The sequence below is a fragment of the Microbacterium sp. MRS-1 genome (assembly GCF_000585455.1).
GTDB lineage: Bacteria > Actinomycetota > Actinomycetes > Actinomycetales > Microbacteriaceae > Microbacterium > Microbacterium laevaniformans.
The window spans coordinates 56,048-73,037 of sequence record NZ_JAUF01000010.1 but is presented as its reverse complement, the minus strand read 5'-3'; the positions used below and the strand labels follow the sequence as shown (position 1 = coordinate 73,037).

Sequence of the window (16,990 nt, the reverse complement as noted above, 5' to 3'; positions counted from 1 at the left end):
GGGTCCTCCTGGGTGATCGTCCACCCACGCTAGCGGAACGACACGCGGATCCTCGCTTGACGCGCGTCGAGAACACCCGCTATCGTCACAGATCGCGTCTGAAGTCGAGAAAGGAGGTCCCCGACATGATTCGTATGAACGCCACCGGCCGCATCGCATTCGCGATGCGTTCCTTCTGGTTCCGTGAGCCCGCGGGGGCCGTCTCCTTCGACGCCTTCCGCGGCGCCTGCTGACGCGATCAGAGGAGAACTCCGCCCTCGCCTCGTCGAGGTGCGAGTTCGCTCTCGCACACAGCCTTCCGGCACCCACGGCTTCTCGTTGCGTGTGCCCCCGCCGCAGCCCGGCCTCTCACTCTGCCCGCCGCGCATCCGCGCGCACCCACCGAAAGCACCACGATGCATACCTTCATCGCGTCGGTCCTGCACGCCAACGACCCCGAACGCCGCCGCATCCGTCTCGCCGAGCGCGAGCGCGAGCAGCGCGAGCTCGAATGGCAGCGTCGCCGACAGATCCTTCCGTACCTCTGATCCGCCCCGGGCCGGGGCGTCGGACCGCGACGCCCCGGCCCCATCTCAAGGACATCTCATGACCACCACGATTGCCGGACCCCAGTTCCGCCCCCTCACGATCCCTGCCTCCATGGATGCCGGCGACGCCGCCGACTTCCGCGAGTTCACCCGTGTACGCAACCTCGTCTATCGCGAGATCGCCGGCAACGACGACGACGCGATGACGCCGGAAGAACTGCTGCCGCATTACCAGCCGGATCCGAACGAGATCCGTCGTGCGTGGGCGGTGATCGTCGACGGCGAGTTCGTCGGTCGCGTCGGCGTCGATCTGCCGCTGGAAGACGGATCTCGCACCGCCTTCTGGCTTGTCGAACTGCTCCGCTCGCACCACGGGCGCGGCATCGGATCGGCCGGCTACGCCCTGATCGAGCAGACCGCACGCGAACACGATCGCACGATCCTGCAGTCGTGGGCGCAGCATCCGGATGCCGACGGCGAGCGGTTGAGTGCACCCACCGGCTACGGAACGATTCCGCGCGACCATGCGGCGCGCTTCTACCTGCGCCACGGCTACACCCTGGAACAGATCGAGCGTCAGAGCGAGCTGATCCTCGCGGGCGCCGACACGAAGATCGAGCGCCTGCTCACCGAGGCCGTGACGGCATCGGGCGGATACCGCGTCGTCCAATGGCAGGGCGTGACGCCGGCGGCGCACGTCGAGCCTTACGCCTGGATGAAGTCCCGCATGTCGACGGACGCACCAAGCGCCGATCTCGACTTCGACGAGGAGAACTGGGATGCCGAGCGGGTCGCTCGCCACGACGCCAAGTACGTCGAGTCCGGCCGCACCAAACTCGTCACCGCGGCCCAGCATGTCGACAGCGGTCACCTGGTGGCGTTCAACGAGCTCGTCCTCGGCACCGATGCGACCGGTCCGAGTCACCAGGAGGACACCCTGGTGCTTCGCGAGCACCGAGGCCATCGGCTCGGACAGCTCGTCAAGTGCGCGGGCCTGCAGACGTGGCGCCGCGACGTCGCCCCGCAGTCGCCGAAGGTCATCACCTACAACGCGGAGGAGAACCGGCCGATGCTCGACATCAACGAGAGAATCGGCTTCGTGCCCGTCGCCTACAACGGGGCATGGAAGAAGGTGCTGACGTGATCGATGTCACCGTCCGCTCCATCCGGGTACCGCGGTGCAGCACTTGCGCAATGCGCACGCCGCTCACGTGCATGGCTCGAGCGCCTATGACCTGACGCTCCCTCAGGTTCTGGCCGCGTGGCAGGATCAGTCGGATCGTCCGGTAATCGGACGTCTCGCGGAGCGCAACGGCCTCATCCTCGGTACGGCGAGCGTCGATCATCTCCCCGATGCGGGGTCTCGGACCGCGGGCGTGATGGTACGTGTGCACGCAGAACACCGCCGTCAGGGCACCGGGACGCGTCTGCTGCGCGAGGCCGAGGCCATCGCAGCCGCGCTGGGCCGCGCGGTGCTGCAGTCCTGGACCGAACACAGGCATTCCGGCGGTGCGGGCGTGCGGGCATCGACCGGATTCGGATCCGTGCCCCGCGATGCGACGGCGATGTTCGCACGGAGACGGGGGTTCCGGTTGGAGCAGGTCTATCGTCAGAGCACCCTCGACCTCAGGTGCACTGCCTTTCACACGGATGCGCTCTGCGCGCGTGCGCGCACCCGCGCCGGCGACGACTATCGCTACCTGTTCTGGCTCTCGCCCACGCCCGCAGCTCTTGCGCCCGCGCTGGCCGACCTGAAGTCGCGAATGGCCACCGACGCCCCCTCGGGCAACGTCGACGTCGAAGACGGAGAGTGGGATGCCGAGCGCATCGCACGCATCGAGGCACACGATGCCGTCGGTGGTGTGCGGCGCCTGATCGGCGCGGTGCGGCATGAGCCGTCAGGCGTGCTCGTCGCGCTGAACGAGCTGAACGTCTCACCGGCCGATCCGACGATCGCGCACCAGAACGACACGCTCGTACGCGCGGAACATCGCGGTCGCCGGCTGGGCACGTGGGTCGAGTGCGCGACCCTCGCGCGCCTGCGCGAGCTCTTTCCGCAGGTGACGCACGTCGAGACCTACAACGCCGAGGAGAATCGACCGATGCTCGTGATCAACGAAGCCATCGGCTTCACGCCGGTGTCCTGTGCCGGCGAGTGGCAGAAGCGTCTCAGCTAAGCCGCTGGCAGCGTGGACAGTAGTGGCTGGACCGGTTCATGAACGATGCGCGCACGATGGGACGTCCGCATCGCGGGCAGGGCAAGCCGTCCCTGCCGTAGACGTTGAGCGAATGAGCGAAGTAGCCGGCCTGACCGTTGACATTCACATACTGCGCGTCGAAGCTGGTTCCGCCTTCGGCCAGGGCCTTCAGCAGCACGGCGCGCACCTCGGCGAACAGGCGGGTCACGTCGCGCTCGTTGAGGGCAGCGGCGGGCGACTCGGGGTGGATCCGCGCAGCCCACAGCGCCTCATCCGCGTAGATGTTCCCCACGCCGCTGAGCACGGTCTGATCGAGAAGCACGCGTTTGATCGCGGAACGCTTCGTCCGCACGCGATCCCGGACGGCGGCGTCATCGAAGGCGTCATCGAGCGGGTCTCGCCCGATGTGGGCGACCTGCGAGGGAACGAGCGCCTCGGCGCTCCCCCACCCGCCGGCATGGCCGTCGGCGGTGGGCACCAGTTCGTCGATCGCGAGGGATCCGAAGGTCCGCTGGTCCGAGAAAACCACGGCGAGCTCTCCGTGCTCAGGGTGATCGATATCGATACGCACGCGTTCGTGACGCTCCGCAGGCGCGCCCGGAGCACGCAGCAGCATCTGACCGCTCATCCCGAGGTGGGCGATGATCGCACGACGGGCCGTAGCGGATGCCGGAGCCAACGGCATCCACAGGAACTTCCCGCGCCGCGCCACACTCGTCACCCGTCGACCCACCAGCTCGCGTTCGAACGAGACGGCGTCGCCGTCGTGGCGAGTCAGCGCTCGCGGGTCCCGCGCATCGACCCCGATGATGCGGGCGCCGGCAAGCGCCGGGGCGAGTCCAGCGCGGACGACTTCGACTTCGGGAAGCTCAGGCACGATCGCTGAGAAGGCGCCAGAGCGTCAGCGCCGCAGCCATCTCCGCCTGCTTCTTGCTGGACCCGACGCCCGCCGCAGACGCCTCGCCGACGCTCACCGTCGCGGTGAACACGCGATTGTGATCGGGGCCTTCGGCGGTGACCACGTACGACGGCGGCGCGAGGGTGAGCCGCGCTGCGAGCTCCTGGAGGCTCGTCTTCGGATCCATCGCGGCGCCGTAGCGGTCGGGGTCCGCCATCAGCGGCTCGACGAGGCGCAGCACGAGTGCCGTGGCCGCTTCCGGCCCGGAGGAGAGGAATGTGGCGCCGATGACGGCTTCCATCGTGTCGGCGAGGATCGAGTCCTTGTCGCGCCCACCGGTCTGATCCTCACCGCGTCCGAGACGCAGGTGCGCGCCCAGGTCGATACCGCGGGCGACCTCGGCGAGAGCGACGGTGGAGACCACGCTCGCCCGGCGCTTGGCCAGGGCACCCTCCTCCAGTTCAGGGTGCGTCACGAACAGGTGCACCGTCACCGCTTGACCGAGGATCGAATCCCCGAGGAACTCCAATCTCTCGTTGTGCGGGATCCCGCCGTTCTCGTAGGCGAACGAGCGGTGCGTCAGCGCAACCGACAGAAGCTCGGGGTCGATGTCGACCCCGAGCTTGTCGGAGAGCACACGGTGCTCGATCACGGCATCCGCCATCAGATGGCCGCCGCGATCAGATATCAGCGACCTTGCGGCCCTTGTACTCGAGGAACAGCTCGGTGCCCTGCGAGTCGGTCACGACCTTCGCCTGGTGGGGACGGCTGTAGACGACCTTGCCGTTCTCGACGGTCTTGACGAGCGTGGGCGCCTCGGCCTTCCACTGCGCGCGACGCGAACGAGTGTTGGAGCGGGAGACCTTCCGCTTCGGGGGGTTACCTGCCATGGCTAGCTCTTCTCTGTATCGGTGGCGACGCGGCTCGAGGCCTCGTCGTCAGGGTCTGGGGTGAGGGCCTTCAGCGCGGCCCAGCGCTCGTCGATCGGAATCTCCGGCACGGTTCCTGCGGCCAGCCTCTCACCCGTGATGGGGTCGAGCCCCGGGCAGTCCGGCTGGCACACCGGCTGGAACGGAAGCGAGAGGACGATCGCATCCCTGACCGGAGTTTCAAGATCCACGTGGTCGTCTTGAACCTCGAAGTCGATCGCTTCCGTCCCAGGATACCCGAAGAGCTCCTGAAACTCGACTTCGACAGGCCGGGCGATGTCGGTGAGGCATCGGCCGCACACGCCTGTGTACTCGGTGTCGATCTCGGCCGTCACCAGGATGCCCTCGTGAACAGACTCGAGACGGACCGCAAGTTCGATGGGCTCACCCTCGGCAACGGAGACGAGTCCCTCGCCCCATTTCGCCGGCGCGGGGACCTCGATGTCGAACTCGCGCATCTCCCCCGCACGATGCGAGATATCGCGCACCGGGAACACGAACGGACCGCTCACATGCTTTCTGACCACCACGCAATGCTAGCCGCCCCGCGGGCATCGACGGCGGTCAGCCCGCCCGTCCCCCTGTATCGAGGAAGCGGGCGACCGGCCCCGGCACGAACGGCGAGACATCGCCGCCCAAAGCGGCCACTTGTCGCACGAGAGAACTCGACACCAGCGCGTGCGCAGGGTCGGGCAGCAGGAACACCGTCTCGATCTCGGCCAGGTGCCGGTTGACGATCGCCATCGGCGTCTCGTAGGCGACGTCGATCTGGGACCGGATGCCCTTGACGAGCACGCCGGCGTCGACGTCCTGGGCATAGTCGACCAGAAGCCCGACGCTCCAGGAGGCGACGACGACATTGCCTTCGACGCCTTCCTCCCCGATCGACTGCTCGAGCAGACTCAGCCGCTGTGCGATCGGCAGCATGGCCTCTTTGCCCGGGTTGTGTACGACGAGCACGTGCAGCTCGTCGTACAGGGCCGCGGCGCGGCGGATGACGTCGAGATGTCCAAGGGTCGGCGGATCGAACGAACCGGGGACCACCGCGATGCGGTTGTTCATGCCGCCAGCCTAGCGGCGTCACTTTCGAGCCCCATCAGCTCTTGGACAGGGCCGCCCGTTCCTGTTGCCCGATGCGCCGCTCGATCGCTGCGACGAGGCCGGGGTGGTCTTCGAGCATCGGGTCGCGGGAGAGCACGTCTGCCGCCGCCGCACGGGCTCGCGCGATCAGATCGGCATCCTGGACGACCCGAAGAAGCCGCAGAGAGGTGCGCGCCCCCGACTGGGCATCTCCGAGCACGTCGCCCTCTCCGCGCAGTTCGAGGTCGATCTCGGCGAGCAGGAAGCCGTCCGTCGTGGACGCGACCGCCTCCACGCGAGACCGGGCCGGCGTCCCTTCCGGCGCCTCCGTGACGAGAAGACACAAGCCGGCGACCGCACCGCGACCCACCCGCCCGCGAAGCTGGTGCAGCTGCGAGACGCCGAACCGATCGGCCTCCATGATGATCATCGTGGAGGCGTTGGGAACGTCGACGCCGACCTCCACCACCGTGGTGGCCACGAGCACGTCGATCTGCCCGGCCGCGAAGGCCTGCATGACCGCGTCTTTCTGCTCCCCGGGCATCTTGCCGTGCAGGATCTCGACCCGCAGGCCGTCGAACGAGGGGATGCCGGCGAGCATCTGAGCGACCTGGACGACTCCCCATCGGGTTCGAGGCTGTTCGCCCTCGACGGCGCCCACATCGACCGGCAGGTCGTCCGCGGCATCCTTTGCCGGGGTGCCGAGCGCTTCGGCATCGATGGCGGCGCAGACGACGAAGACCTGGTGCCCAGCGGCGACCTCTTCTGCGGCGCGCTCCCACACGCGTGCGAACCACCCGGGCTTCTCTGCGAGCGGCGCCACGTGCGTCGTGATCCCTGCCCTCCCGGTCGGCATGGTCCGAATGGTGGAAACATCCAGGTCTCCGAAGACGGTCATCGCGACCGTGCGCGGAATGGGCGTCGCCGTGAGCACCAGGACGTGCGGCGCGGTTCCCTTCGCGCGCAACGTCTCGCGCTGCTCGACTCCGAAGCGGTGCTGCTCATCGACGACGACGAGACCGAGGTCGGCGAACGTCGTCGACGCGCTCAGCAGGGCGTGTGTGCCCACCACGATCCGCGCCTGTCCCGACGCGACCCGCAGTGCCGCCTTCCGCCGCTCGGCGGCGGGCAACTGCCCGGTCAGCAGCGTGGGCATCAGCTCCGGCGCGAGCTGTGGTCCCAGCATCCGGGCGATCGAACGGACGTGCTGCGCCGCGAGGACCTCGGTGGGGGCGATCAGCGCCGACTGACCACCGGATTGCGCGACCTGCAGCATGGCGCGCAGCGCCACCAGCGTCTTGCCCGAACCGACCTCGCCCTGAACCAGACGGTTCATCGGCCAGGGGCCCTCCAGATCAGCGGCGATCTGCGTGCCGACCGCGTCCTGGTCGGCGGTGCGCGTGAACGGCAGGCGGGCATCGAAGACGTGGAGCAGCTCGCCCGCCGGGCGCGCGGTCGCCGCCATGGCCCGCACCGTCTCGCGCTGCTGGAGGAGCGCGGTCTGCAGGATGAACGCCTCGTGCATGCGGAGCGTTCGTCGCGCGTCGTCGATCTGCTCGAAGCTCTCAGGCGCGTGGATCCGCCGCAGAGCCGTGGTCGCATCGAGCAGACCCTCATCGGCGCGCAGGGAGTCGGGCAGCGGGTCGGAGACCGGCGCCAGCGCGGCCAGCACGGTCGCGACGGCCTTCTGCACCTGCCACGTCGCCACGGTGCTCGTCGCCGGGTAGATCGGAATCGGCGTGTGCTGCTGCGCCTCGGCGTTCAACCGCGCCGCGTCGACGTCGTCGAAGAGGGTGTAATCGGGGTGGGCCAGCTGCTGGTGACCCTGGAACTGGCCGACCTTGCCCGAGAACATGCCCTGCCGACCGACCTGGAGATCATTGGCGCGCCAGGCCTGGTTGAAGAAGGTCAGTGTCAATGCTCCCGCGCCGTCGCTGATCACGACCTCGAGAAGAGAACCGCGCCGTTGACGCATCTGTCGCGACGACACCGAGCGCACTTCCGCGACGATCGTGACCTGCTCGCCCAGCGGCAGCGAGTCGATCGGCGTGAGCTCGCCGCGTCGGGCGTATCGCCGCGGGTAGTGCGTCAGGAGATCGGCCACCGTGCTCATGCCGAATGCCCGATCGAACAGCTTCGCGGTCGCAGCTCCCAGCGCATCGACAAGAGCGGTGTCGAGCGTGATCGCGGGCATGCTCCGAGTCTATTGAGGCCCACCGACGCCGTAGCCGTCCCCGGACGATCGGACAGGCACGGATCATCCAGGAGACACCCGTAGAGTCGGCTCGTGATCCGCCGCACCGTTGCCCGCGTATTCTGGTCGTGCAGCCGGTGGCGGCTGGCGACGACCCGTCATGAACGCTCTCGGCGGCATCCCCGTCGACCGTGCCGACGCAGGCCGCATGGTCGAGGACATCGTCGCCCGCATTCGCGCCGGGGAGATCTTCGGCCTCGTGGTCACTCCCGACGGCACCCGCGGGGGCAACGCGTTCTGGAAGAACGGCTTCTACCGCATCGCCCGCGAGACCGGCATGCCGCTGACGCTCGGCTACGTCGACCGTACGACGATGACGGCCGGGCTCGGGCCGACCCTCGCTCTCACGGGGGACGTGGCCCGCGACATGGACGCGATCCGTGCCTTCTACGCCGACAAGGCGGGCTTTCGACCAGAGCGCCGCACCGAGCCCCGGCTCCGCGACGAGACGGGCGCGGCGGGTCCGTCAGACCAGGGTTAGGGTGAACACGTGACGCGCATCATCTCCGGAGCCGCCGGTTCGCTCACGCTCGGTGTCCCGGATGCCGGGACGCGCCCGACCAGCGACCGCGTGCGTGAATCGCTCTTCGGCGCTCTCGACGCGGCCGACATCGTCGACGGAGCCGCCGTGCTGGATCTTTTCGCCGGTTCGGGCGCCCTCGGGCTCGAGGCAGCCAGCCGGGGCGCGGCATCCGTCGATCTCGTCGAGAAGGCGCCGCGCGCCGCGGCCGTCGCCGACCGCAACGCTCGCACCGTCGCGAACGTGCTCCCGGGCACGCCGATCCGAGTGCACCGCAGCTCCGTCGAGGCGTACCTGCGGGCCACCGCCCGCACGTTTGATCTCGTCTTCATCGATCCGCCGTACGACCTCGCCGACACCGAACTCGCTCGCGTGCTGGAAATGCTCGCGCCGCGACTGGCGCCCGACGCGCTCGTGGTCGTCGAGCGCGCGACCCGCTCCGGCGCCCCCACGCTGCCCGACCCGCTGCAGTACGAGCGCGACAAGAGCTACGGCGACACGACGCTGTGGTGGGTACGCCCGCAGTCCTGAGACGACGGCGATCGCCCGCGCCGTCGCCGCGGTGCGCGGCGCCTCGGCCGCATCAGCCGCGGGCCGCGTCCCAGTCCCGGTGCGGATCCCACCCGCCGACGCCGGCTGACGACGCACCTCCGACGGTGACGTGTGGCGTCGCGTCGGCGATCACGGTGCCGACACGCCGGAAACCCTCCGGCAGGGCGGCTCCGGATGGGAACGTAGCGAGCAGCTCGTGATCCTCCCCGCCTCGAAGCGCCATGTCGTCCAGCTCCGGGCTCAGATCGATCCGCACGCCGGACGCTTCCGCCATACGCGTCGCATCCAGCAGAAGTCCGTCGGACACGTCCATCATCGCGGTCGCGCCCGACCGCGCGGCCAGAGGGCCGAGCGCGAGCGGCGGGCGCGGACGCAGCTGGGCAGCGAGATCGGCGCGCTCACGGTCGGTGAGGACCGACGGATCGACGGCGAGGGGGCGGCCCTCGGCATCGCGAAAGCGATCGAACAGCAGGGCCAGACCGCGCCCGGCCGCCCCCAGGTGCCCCGTCACGGCGACGACGTCACCGGGCCGCGCCCCGCACCGCCGCACGGGCTCGACGCCATCCAGCGCTCCGAGCACCGTGACCGCGATCGTCAGCGTGTCGGATGCCGCGAGATCCCCACCCTCCACCGCGCATCCCGGCGCGAGTGCGTCGCACGCCGCCCGCAGTCCGCGCGCGAGAGCCTCGACGAACGCGACCGGCGTGTCATCGGGAAGCGTGAGAGCCACCACCAGCGCGGTCGGGCGAGCGCCCATCGCGGCGATGTCGGAGAGGTTGACCGCGGCGGCCTTCCAGCCCAGGTCCTCCCCGCTCGACCACGCGAGCCGGAAATCGGGGCCGTGCACGAGCGTGTCGGTCGAGACCACGACGCGGCCGTCCGGAGCCGCCAGCACCGCGGCATCGTCGCCGGGCCCGACGAGCGCGCGCGACGAGCCGTCGAGGACGGTGAAGATGCGCGACAAGAGCTGCCGCTCCCCCAGGTCGCGGACGGTCGGGGCGATCGGTGTGCTCACCGCTCCACGGTAGCCTGGAGTGATGTCCCGCTCGCGCCTGATCGTCGCCCCTCTGAGCGTGGCAGTGGCGCTCGGCATCGCCCTCGGTACCGCCGGCTGCAGCTCCACCGTCTCGATGACACCGGCGAAGGGAGCCAACGACCCGGCATGTGCGGCGGTGACCTCTCGTCTGCCGGCCACCGTCGACGGCCAGCCGCGCCGATGGACCGACGCCCAGGCCACGGGTGCGTGGGGCAGCCCCGCCAGCGTCCTGCTGACGTGCGGGCTCGACGCGCCTGGACCGTCGACGCTCGTCTGCCAGACCGTCGACGGCGTCGACTGGCTGATGGATGATTCCGAGGCGCCGAAGTACCGGTTCACCACGTTCGGTCGTACCCCCGCGGTGCAGGTGTACCTCGACTACGACGTCGTCAGCGGACGCGACGTGCTCAGCGCGCTGTCCTCCGCTGTACAGCAGCTGCCCACGGATGGCCGCACCTGCATCGCCCGCCCGTCCTCCTGAGACGACCCGTGCCGGTCGTCAGCGCACGCGCGCGAGATCGATCAGCTCGCTGATGAGGTCGCGGTAGCTCATTCCCGTCGCGATCCAGCACTTCGGAAACATCGAGATGGGCGTGAACCCCGGCATCGTGTTCACCTCGTTGACGAAGAACTCGGTTCCGGTGAAGAAGAAGTCCACCCGTGCCAGTCCCTCGCCGCCCAGAGCCTCGAACGCGCGGGCCGCGACGCGCTGCATCTCGGCGAGTTCGCCGCTGTGCAGCTGCGCGGGGCAGACGAGGTCGATACCGGCGGCATCGAGGTACTTGGCTTCGAAGTCGTAGAAGTCCCGCCCTGTGATCACGATCTCCCCGGCGACGCTGACGCGCGGCGCGGCGCCGTCCCGACCGGCGAGGACGCCGCACTCGACCTCGCGGCCCACGATCGCTTGCTCGACCAGCACCGTGCCGTCTTCGGCGAAGGCGGTCGCCAGAGCGGCATCCAACTCGGACCAGTCGGACACCTTCGACACGCCCACACTCGACCCGGCCCGCGCCGGCTTGACGAACGCCGGCAGCCCGAGCGCGCGGATGCGCCGGTGCCACAGGTCGCTCTCACGGGCCAGGCCCGCCTCGGTGACAGTGACCCACGGCACGACCGGGACGCCGGCAGCCTTCAGCACGCTCTTGGTGGTGTGCTTGTCCATGCCGATCGCCGACATCAACAGTCCGGCACCGACGTAAGGCAGATCGAGCAGCTCGAGGAAGCCCTGGATCGTGCCGTCCTCGCCGAAGCGGCCGTGCAGGATCGGGAAGACGACGTCGATGTCGCCGAGCGAGCGGATGCCGTCGGCATCCTGAACGCGCAGCTCACGGGAGCGGACGGAGTCGGGCCACAGGATGCGCGTGCCGTTGTCGACCACTTCCGGCAGACGTTCCGGGTCGAGCGCGAACTTGTCGGGGTCGTCGTCTTCGAGCACGAAGGCGCCGTCGCGCGTGATCCCTACCGGGATGACGTCGAAGCGATCACGGTCGATCGCCCGAAGCACGCCGCCCGCCGTCGCGGAGCTGATCGCGTGCTCGCTGGAACGCCCTCCGAAGAGCACCGCCACTACCGCTTTGTCCATGCTGGGTCCTCTCGCCCGTGGGCTTGTCGTCGTCGGTGGTCAGATGCGGCGCGATGTCGCGAGGATTCATCGTGCCGTCCAGAACCATCTTGACCTGTTCCACGATGGGCATCTGGACGCCGCAGGCGCGGGCCAGCTGCAGCACCGGTGCCACGGACGCGAGTCCCTCGGCGGTCTGGTTCATCTGCTTCACGACGTCCTGGAAGCTGTAGCCCTGACCGAGGAGTCGCCCGGCGGTGTTGTTGCGGCTCAGCGGAGACTGACACGTCGCGATGAGGTCGCCGAGACCGGCCAGCCCCTGCAGCGTCTCCGGCTGCGCGCCCTGGGCCACGGCGAAATCGGTCATCTCCACGAGACCGCGCGTGATGATGGAGGCCTTCGTGTTCTCGCCGTAACCGACGCCGTCGACGATGCCGATCGCGACGGCGATGAGGTTCTTCAGCACACCACCGAACTCGGTGCCGATCACATCCGTGTTCACGAAAGTCCGGAAGTAGTCGTTGCGAGCGCGCCGTGCGACCGCCTCGGCCGTGTCACGGCTGGTGGAGGAGATGACGGCTGCCGTGGGCTGCTCCCGGGCGATCTCGAGCGCAAGGTTCGGGCCGGACGCGACGGCGATGCGGGCCGGGTCGCAGTGCAGCTCCTCGGCGATCACTTCGCTCATCCGCCGCCCGCTGCGCTTCTCGACGCCCTTCATCAGCGACACGATCGGCGCGTCACTGTCGCGCACGAGAGGACGCACCGCCTTCAGGTTCTGTCGCAGCGCCTGGCTCGAGATCGCGAGATAGATCTGCGAGGCACCCTCGAGCGCCTCCGAGAGGTGCGTCGTCGCCGACATCGTGCGCGGCAGGTTGATCCCGGGCAGATACTCGCTGTTGCGGTGCCCTTCCTGAATCTCCTGCGCGAGCTCGGCGCGGCGAGCCCACATCACCACGTGGGCGCCGCCGTCGGCGAGCACCTTGCCGAACGTGGTTCCCCAGCTGCCCGAGCCGATCACCGCGACCCGCGGCAACACCGACTCGCCCCTACGCGTCAAGGCGACCCGTTTCGTTCTGCCCGTGGGCGGAGGGGTTCCACCGTTCGGTCGGCGGCTGTTCGTCGCGCAACGTGCCCAACAGGGCCGAGATGTCGGCCATCACGGCATCGGTGGCGGCGATGAGGTTAGCCGATCCCGTCGCACCCGGTCCGGTGAACGCCGACAGGTCTGTCGCCGGTCCGAGGGCGAGACGAACGCGGCGGCGCGGCGGCCAGAGGCGGAGCTTGCCGTAGCGCGGGAGGATCTGCTGGACACCCCAGGTCGCCGCCGGAATCACGGGGATCGGCTCGCCGGCAGCGAGGGCGAGACGCACCGCACCGGTCTTGCCGCGCATCGGCCACATGTCGGGATCGCGCGTGAGCGAGCCCTCCGGGTAGACGATGACGCCGCGGCCATGGGTCACGAGGTCTTGTGACTGCTGAAGGGTCTGCTTCGCTGCGGCCGACGACGACGCGCGTGCCACCGGGACCATACCGGTTGCGCGCAAGGCGGCTCCGAGCACGGGCACGCGGAAGAGGCTCTCCTTCGCCATGAACCGCGGCGCGCGCCCCATTCGCCACGTGCCGACGGCGATGATCAGCGGGTCGAACTCGCTGTAGTGGTTCGGAGCGAGCACGTAGGGGCCCTCCGCCGGGAGGTGCTCCGCGCCGGTGATCTCGATCTTCGCGAACCATCCGACGGCAGGCACGATGATCGCCGCGAGCGGCCAGAAGACGGAAGGACGCGTCTTCTCAGCGGAAGCCCGGCGGCGTGCCGGGCGGACGGCGCCCGTCATCCGACGACGTCGAAGTCGGCGCCGAGGATCGTGAGCTTCTCGAGGAACTTCTCGTATCCGCGACGAATGATGTCGACGCCCGCCACGCGCGAGCGCCCCTGCGCAGCCAGCGCCGCGATCACATAGCTGTAGCCTCCGCGGAGGTCCGGGACGACCACGTCGGCGCCGTGCAGCGGCGTCGGACCGGTGATCACCGCGGCCTGCTCCAGCGCGCGGCGCGCCACGCGCCGGTCGGGGCTGGCGATGCCCTCGGGGTGCACGACGATGTCGGCACCCATCTTGTTCAGAGCCTGCGTGAAGCCGAGCCGGTTCTCATAGACGGTCTCGTGCACCGTCGAGACGCCCTCGGCCTGCGTCAGGGCCACGATGAGCGGCTGCTGCCAGTCGGTCATGAATCCCGGGTGGACGTCCGTCTCGACGACGACGGGCTTCAGGGCTCCCCCGCGGCGGAAGCGGATGCCGTCCTCGTGGATGTCGAAGTCGCCTCCCACCTTGCGGAAGACGTTGAGGAAGGTGAGCATCTCCTGCTGCTTGGCTCCACCGACGAAGATGTCGCCGTCGGTGGCTAGGGCCGCGCACGCCCACGATGCGGCTTCGTTGCGGTCGAAGATGCTCCGGTGGTCGTAGCCGCGAAGGGTGTCGACGCCTTCGATGAAGATGACGCGGTTGGGCTCGTAGGAGATGATCGCGCCCATCTTCTGCAGCACGGCGATCAGATCCATGATCTCGGGCTCGATCGCGGCGTTTCGCAGCTCGGTCGTGCCCTTCGCGCGCACCGCGGTCAGCAGGACCTGCTCGGTGGCGCCCACGCTGGGGTACGGCAGGGCGATGTTCGCGCCTTTGAGTCCGTTCGGCGCGGAAAGCCGGATGCCGCTGGGCAGCTTGTCGATGGTGGCACCGAACGCGCGCAGAGCGTCGAGGTGGAAGTCGATCGGACGGTCGCCGATGCGACATCCGCCGAGATCCGGAATGAACGCCTGCCCGAGCAGATGCAGCAGCGGGCCGCAGAAGAGGATCGGGATGCGGGACGCGCCGGCGTGTGCGTCGATCTCTTCCATGTGCGCGGAGACCGCACCGCGCGGGTCGAGACGCAGGACCCCTTCGCCCTCATCGGTGACGGTGACCCCGTGCACCTCCAGCAGAGAGCGCACGACCTTCACATCGCTGATGTCGGGGACATCGCGCAGCACGCTCTCGGACTCCCCGAGCAGCGCCGCCACCATCGCCTTGGTCGCGAGGTTCTTCGCGCCCTTCACCTCGACGCGCCCCTTCAGCGGCCGTCCTCCGCGGATCTCGAGGACCGAAACCTCGCCTCCGGCGGGTGTCGACGCCGAAGCGCTCAGAAGGGTGTTCATGGATCGGACCTCACAGTGTGTGTCGAGGACGGGGAAGCGAAAGACAGATGATCGGCGCCGGTGAAGGCGCGATCCGTCCTAGCGAACGGGGAGCGTCCGCGGGCGCCACGCCTCGCGGCGCGCCTCGAACTGCGCGATCTTGTCCTCATTGCGCAGAGTCAGCCCGATGTCGTCCAGACCTTCGAGGAGCCTCCACCTAGTGTAATCGTCGATCTCGAACGAGACCCGGAGCTCGCCGATCACCGCCGTGCGCTCGAGAAGGTCGACCGTCATCTCGATCCCCGGCTGCGCCTCGATCTGGGCCCAGATGGCCTCCACGTCGGCCTCGGAGATCACGCCGGTGACCAGGCCTTGCTTGCCCGCATTGCCCCGGAAGATGTCGGCGAACTTCGGGCTCAGCACGACCTGGAAGCCGTAGTCGCGCAGGGCCCAGACGGCGTGTTCGCGGCTCGAGCCGGTACCGAAGTCCGGCCCCGCCACGAGGATCGAGGCGCGCGCGAACGCCGGCTGGTTGAGGACGAAATCAGGGTCCTGACGCCAGTTGGCGAACAGTGCGTCTTCGAAGCCCGTCTTGGTGACGCGCTTGAGATAGACGGCGGGGATGATCTGGTCGGTGTCGACCGCGGACCGCGTCAGCGCGGCGGCGATACCGGTGTGCGTCGTGAACTTCTCCATGTCAGGCCTCGACCTTCTCGACGGCGGGCAGATCGGACGGGCTGGCGAGCCGCCCCAGCACCGCCGTCGCGGCGGCCACCAGCGGCGAGACGAGGTGAGTGCGGCCGCCCTTGCCCTGACGTCCTTCGAAGTTGCGGTTGCTCGTGGATGCGCACCGCTCCCCGGGGGCCAACTGGTCGGGGTTCATCCCGAGACACATCGAACAACCCGCGAAACGCCACTCCGCACCGAACGCGGTGAAGACCTTGTCGAGCCCCTCCGCCTCCGCTTCCAGACGTACCCGCGCCGAGCCGGGGACGACCATGACGCGGACGCCGTCGGCCTTGTGGCGGCCCTCGATGACCGAGGCGAAGGCGCGCAGATCTTCGATGCGGCTGTTCGTGCAGGAACCCATGAAGACGGCATCCACCGTCACGTCCTTCAGCGGTGTCCCGGCGGCAAGGTCCATGTACGCGAGGGCGCGCTCGGCGGCCGCGCGCTCATTGGCGTCCGCGAAGGATGCCGGGTCGGGCACGACGTCACTCAGTGAGACGCCCTGGCCGGGGTTGGTGCCCCACGTGACGAAGGGCTCGAGCTCGTTCGCGTCGAGGAAGACCTCGGCGTCGTAGACCGCGCCCTCGTCGCTCGGGAGAGTCCGCCAGTAGGCGACGGCGTCGTCCCAGTCCTGACCCTGCGGAGCGTGCGGCTTGTCCTTGACGTAGGCGAACGTGGTCTCGTCCGGGGCGATCATGCCGGCGCGGGCCCCGGCCTCGATCGACATGTTGCACATCGTCATCCGGCCCTCCATCGACAGCGACCGGATGGCGCTGCCGCGGAACTCGAGCACATAGCCTTGGCCACCGTTCGCGCCGATCTTGGCGATGATGGCGAGGATGATGTCCTTCGCGGTCACTCCCGGCTTCAGCTCTCCCTCGACCGTGATGGCCATCGTCTTGAAGGGCTTCAGCGGCAGCGTCTGCGTCGCCAGAACGTGCTCCACCTCGCTCGTACCGATACCGAACGCCATCGCTCCGAAGGCGCCGTGCGTCGAGGTGTGGCTGTCGCCGCAGACGACCGTGATTCCCGGCATCGTCAGACCCAGCTGAGGGCCGACGACGTGGACGATGCCCTGCTCCTTGTCACCCAGCGAGTGCAGCCGCACGCCGAACTCGTCGGCGTTGCGTCGCAGCGTCTCGATCTGCGTACGACTGGTGAGATCGGCGATCGGCTTGTCGATCTCGAGCGTGGGCGTGTTGTGGTCCTCGGTCGCGATCGTCAGATCGAGCCGCCGCACCGGACGACCCTCGGCGCGCAGACCATCAAATGCCTGGGGGCTGGTCACCTCGTGGACGAGGTGCAGGTCGATGTAGATGAGGTCGGGCTGCCCGTCTTCGCCCTTCACCACGAGGTGGTCGTCCCAGACCTTCTCGGCGAGGGTCCGCGGGCGGTCGGGAATCGTTGTGCTCATGCTGTCTCGTTCTCCAGATAAGGGGATCAAGCCCGCGACGGACTCCGCGACGAGAGAGGGCTCAGAACGAGGTCTCGTCGCGGCGGCTAAGGAGAAGGCGAGCGATCCGCACCGGCTCAGACTACC

Annotated in this window: 18 protein-coding genes and 1 pseudogene; 6 read left to right on the top strand and 13 right to left on the bottom strand. The window is 68.9% G+C overall.

Annotation, left to right across the window (positions count from 1 at the left end; all coding sequences use genetic code 11):
• Nucleotides 1-395: 395 nt before the first annotated feature.
• From AS96_RS15885 to AS96_RS02500, 3 genes are all read left to right on the top strand, one after another.
• Entirely contained in the window at nt 396-527 is a 132-nt protein-coding gene (locus AS96_RS15885; RefSeq protein ID WP_255266054.1) for a hypothetical protein, read from the top strand.
• A 58-nt stretch (nt 528-585) separates the two neighbouring features.
• On the top strand, nt 586-1,671 hold the full coding sequence (locus AS96_RS02505; RefSeq protein WP_036285314.1) for a GNAT family N-acetyltransferase: 1,086 nt from the start codon (nt 586-588) through the stop codon (nt 1,669-1,671).
• A gap of 67 nt (nt 1,672-1,738) precedes the next feature.
• The gene (locus tag AS96_RS02500) at nt 1,739-2,704 is read left to right on the top strand and encodes a GNAT family N-acetyltransferase (RefSeq protein ID WP_231477059.1); all 966 of its coding nucleotides are present in this window, start codon (nt 1,739-1,741) and stop codon (nt 2,702-2,704) included.
• Here AS96_RS02500 and mutM read toward each other — a convergent pair.
• The 6 genes from mutM to AS96_RS02470 all read right to left on the bottom strand — a co-directional run bounded on the left by mutM (nt 2,697) and on the right by AS96_RS02470 (nt 7,826).
• The gene (mutM, locus tag AS96_RS02495) at nt 2,697-3,602 is read right to left on the bottom strand and encodes a bifunctional DNA-formamidopyrimidine glycosylase/DNA-(apurinic or apyrimidinic site) lyase (protein WP_036285311.1); all 906 of its coding nucleotides are present in this window, start codon (nt 3,600-3,602) and stop codon (nt 2,697-2,699) included. The genes AS96_RS02500 and mutM overlap by 8 nt on opposite strands.
• Nucleotides 3,595-4,287 (bottom strand): ribonuclease III, encoded by a 693-nt coding sequence (gene rnc / locus AS96_RS02490; RefSeq protein WP_036285308.1) that lies wholly within the window; start codon nt 4,285-4,287, stop codon nt 3,595-3,597. The genes mutM and rnc overlap by 8 nt, the downstream gene beginning before the upstream one ends.
• A gap of 16 nt (nt 4,288-4,303) precedes the next feature.
• Nucleotides 4,304-4,513 carry a 50S ribosomal protein L32 gene (gene rpmF, locus AS96_RS02485; protein ID WP_005050211.1) on the bottom strand — a complete coding sequence of 70 codons (210 nt, stop codon included), beginning with the start codon at nt 4,511-4,513 and terminating at the stop codon, nt 4,304-4,306.
• A 2-nt stretch (nt 4,514-4,515) separates the two neighbouring features.
• On the bottom strand, nt 4,516-5,010 hold the full coding sequence (locus tag AS96_RS02480; protein WP_231477057.1) for a YceD family protein: 495 nt from the start codon (nt 5,008-5,010) through the stop codon (nt 4,516-4,518).
• Nucleotides 5,011-5,116: 106 nt separating this feature from the next.
• The gene (gene coaD, locus AS96_RS02475; RefSeq protein WP_036285302.1) at nt 5,117-5,614 is read right to left on the bottom strand and encodes a pantetheine-phosphate adenylyltransferase; all 498 of its coding nucleotides are present in this window, start codon (nt 5,612-5,614) and stop codon (nt 5,117-5,119) included.
• Between the two features lie 34 nt (nt 5,615-5,648).
• Nucleotides 5,649-7,826 carry an ATP-dependent DNA helicase RecG gene (locus AS96_RS02470; protein ID WP_036285299.1) on the bottom strand — a complete coding sequence of 726 codons (2,178 nt, stop codon included), beginning with the start codon at nt 7,824-7,826 and terminating at the stop codon, nt 5,649-5,651.
• Between the two features lie 142 nt (nt 7,827-7,968).
• On the opposite strand from AS96_RS02470, the pseudogene AS96_RS02465 reads away from it, so the two are divergent.
• Nucleotides 7,969-8,367 (top strand): annotated as a pseudogene (locus AS96_RS02465) (acyl-phosphate glycerol 3-phosphate acyltransferase); the annotation flags it as partial.
• Between the two features lie 9 nt (nt 8,368-8,376).
• A complete protein-coding gene (rsmD, locus tag AS96_RS02460; RefSeq protein WP_081767955.1) occupies nt 8,377-8,937 on the top strand; it encodes a 16S rRNA (guanine(966)-N(2))-methyltransferase RsmD in 561 nt (186 codons plus the stop codon).
• Nucleotides 8,938-8,989: 52 nt separating this feature from the next.
• On the opposite strand, the gene thiL is transcribed toward rsmD, so the two are convergent.
• Nucleotides 8,990-9,973, bottom strand: a complete 984-nt coding sequence (gene thiL / locus AS96_RS02455; RefSeq protein ID WP_036285296.1) for a thiamine-phosphate kinase — start codon at nt 9,971-9,973, stop codon at nt 8,990-8,992.
• Nucleotides 9,974-9,995: 22 nt separating this feature from the next.
• Between thiL and AS96_RS02450 the strand changes: the two genes are divergently transcribed.
• Nucleotides 9,996-10,475, top strand: a complete 480-nt coding sequence (locus AS96_RS02450; RefSeq protein WP_036285294.1) for a DUF3515 family protein — start codon at nt 9,996-9,998, stop codon at nt 10,473-10,475.
• Between the two features lie 18 nt (nt 10,476-10,493).
• Here the strand turns inward: AS96_RS02450 and AS96_RS02445 are convergent, their stop codons facing one another.
• The 6 genes from AS96_RS02445 to leuC form a co-directional block, all read right to left on the bottom strand.
• Nucleotides 10,494-11,576, bottom strand: a complete 1,083-nt coding sequence (locus AS96_RS02445) for a D-alanine--D-alanine ligase family protein (RefSeq protein ID WP_081767953.1) — start codon at nt 11,574-11,576, stop codon at nt 10,494-10,496.
• Nucleotides 11,476-12,591 carry an NAD(P)H-dependent glycerol-3-phosphate dehydrogenase gene (locus AS96_RS02440; RefSeq protein ID WP_231477055.1) on the bottom strand — a complete coding sequence of 372 codons (1,116 nt, stop codon included), beginning with the start codon at nt 12,589-12,591 and terminating at the stop codon, nt 11,476-11,478. Before AS96_RS02440 ends, AS96_RS02445 begins: the two co-directional genes overlap by 101 nt.
• Before the next feature lie 10 nt (nt 12,592-12,601).
• Nucleotides 12,602-13,387, bottom strand: a complete 786-nt coding sequence (locus AS96_RS02435) for a lysophospholipid acyltransferase family protein (RefSeq protein ID WP_036285289.1) — start codon at nt 13,385-13,387, stop codon at nt 12,602-12,604.
• Nucleotides 13,384-14,742, bottom strand: coding sequence for a UDP-N-acetylglucosamine 1-carboxyvinyltransferase (gene murA, locus AS96_RS02430; RefSeq protein ID WP_036285287.1), 1,359 nt, complete (start codon nt 14,740-14,742; stop codon nt 13,384-13,386). Before murA ends, AS96_RS02435 begins: the two co-directional genes overlap by 4 nt.
• A gap of 78 nt (nt 14,743-14,820) precedes the next feature.
• Nucleotides 14,821-15,417 carry a 3-isopropylmalate dehydratase small subunit gene (gene leuD / locus AS96_RS02425; protein WP_005050185.1) on the bottom strand — a complete coding sequence of 199 codons (597 nt, stop codon included), beginning with the start codon at nt 15,415-15,417 and terminating at the stop codon, nt 14,821-14,823.
• 1 nt (nt 15,418) lies between these two features.
• On the bottom strand, nt 15,419-16,864 hold the full coding sequence (leuC, locus tag AS96_RS02420; RefSeq protein WP_036285283.1) for a 3-isopropylmalate dehydratase large subunit: 1,446 nt from the start codon (nt 16,862-16,864) through the stop codon (nt 15,419-15,421).
• Between the last annotated feature and the right edge of the window lie 126 nt (nt 16,865-16,990).

Coding starts and splice junctions, on each gene's coding strand:
- leuD (WP_005050185.1), bottom strand. CDS start 15,417: ATGGAGAAGTTCACGACGCACACCGGTATCGCCGCCGCGCTGACGCGG.
- AS96_RS02470 (WP_036285299.1), bottom strand. CDS start 7,826: ATGCCCGCGATCACGCTCGACACCGCTCTTGTCGATGCGCTGGGAGCT.
- AS96_RS02505 (WP_036285314.1), top strand. CDS start 586: ATGACCACCACGATTGCCGGACCCCAGTTCCGCCCCCTCACGATCCCT.
- AS96_RS02435 (WP_036285289.1), bottom strand. CDS start 13,387: ATGACGGGCGCCGTCCGCCCGGCACGCCGCCGGGCTTCCGCTGAGAAG.
- rnc (WP_036285308.1), bottom strand. CDS start 4,287: ATGGCGGATGCCGTGATCGAGCACCGTGTGCTCTCCGACAAGCTCGGG.
- AS96_RS02450 (WP_036285294.1), top strand. CDS start 9,996: ATGTCCCGCTCGCGCCTGATCGTCGCCCCTCTGAGCGTGGCAGTGGCG.
- murA (WP_036285287.1), bottom strand. CDS start 14,742: ATGAACACCCTTCTGAGCGCTTCGGCGTCGACACCCGCCGGAGGCGAG.
- AS96_RS15885 (WP_255266054.1), top strand. CDS start 396: ATGCATACCTTCATCGCGTCGGTCCTGCACGCCAACGACCCCGAACGC.
- coaD (WP_036285302.1), bottom strand. CDS start 5,614: ATGAACAACCGCATCGCGGTGGTCCCCGGTTCGTTCGATCCGCCGACC.
- AS96_RS02480 (WP_231477057.1), bottom strand. CDS start 5,010: ATGCGCGAGTTCGACATCGAGGTCCCCGCGCCGGCGAAATGGGGCGAG.
- leuC (WP_036285283.1), bottom strand. CDS start 16,864: ATGAGCACAACGATTCCCGACCGCCCGCGGACCCTCGCCGAGAAGGTC.
- rpmF (WP_005050211.1), bottom strand. CDS start 4,513: ATGGCAGGTAACCCCCCGAAGCGGAAGGTCTCCCGCTCCAACACTCGT.
- AS96_RS02445 (WP_081767953.1), bottom strand. CDS start 11,576: ATGGACAAAGCGGTAGTGGCGGTGCTCTTCGGAGGGCGTTCCAGCGAG.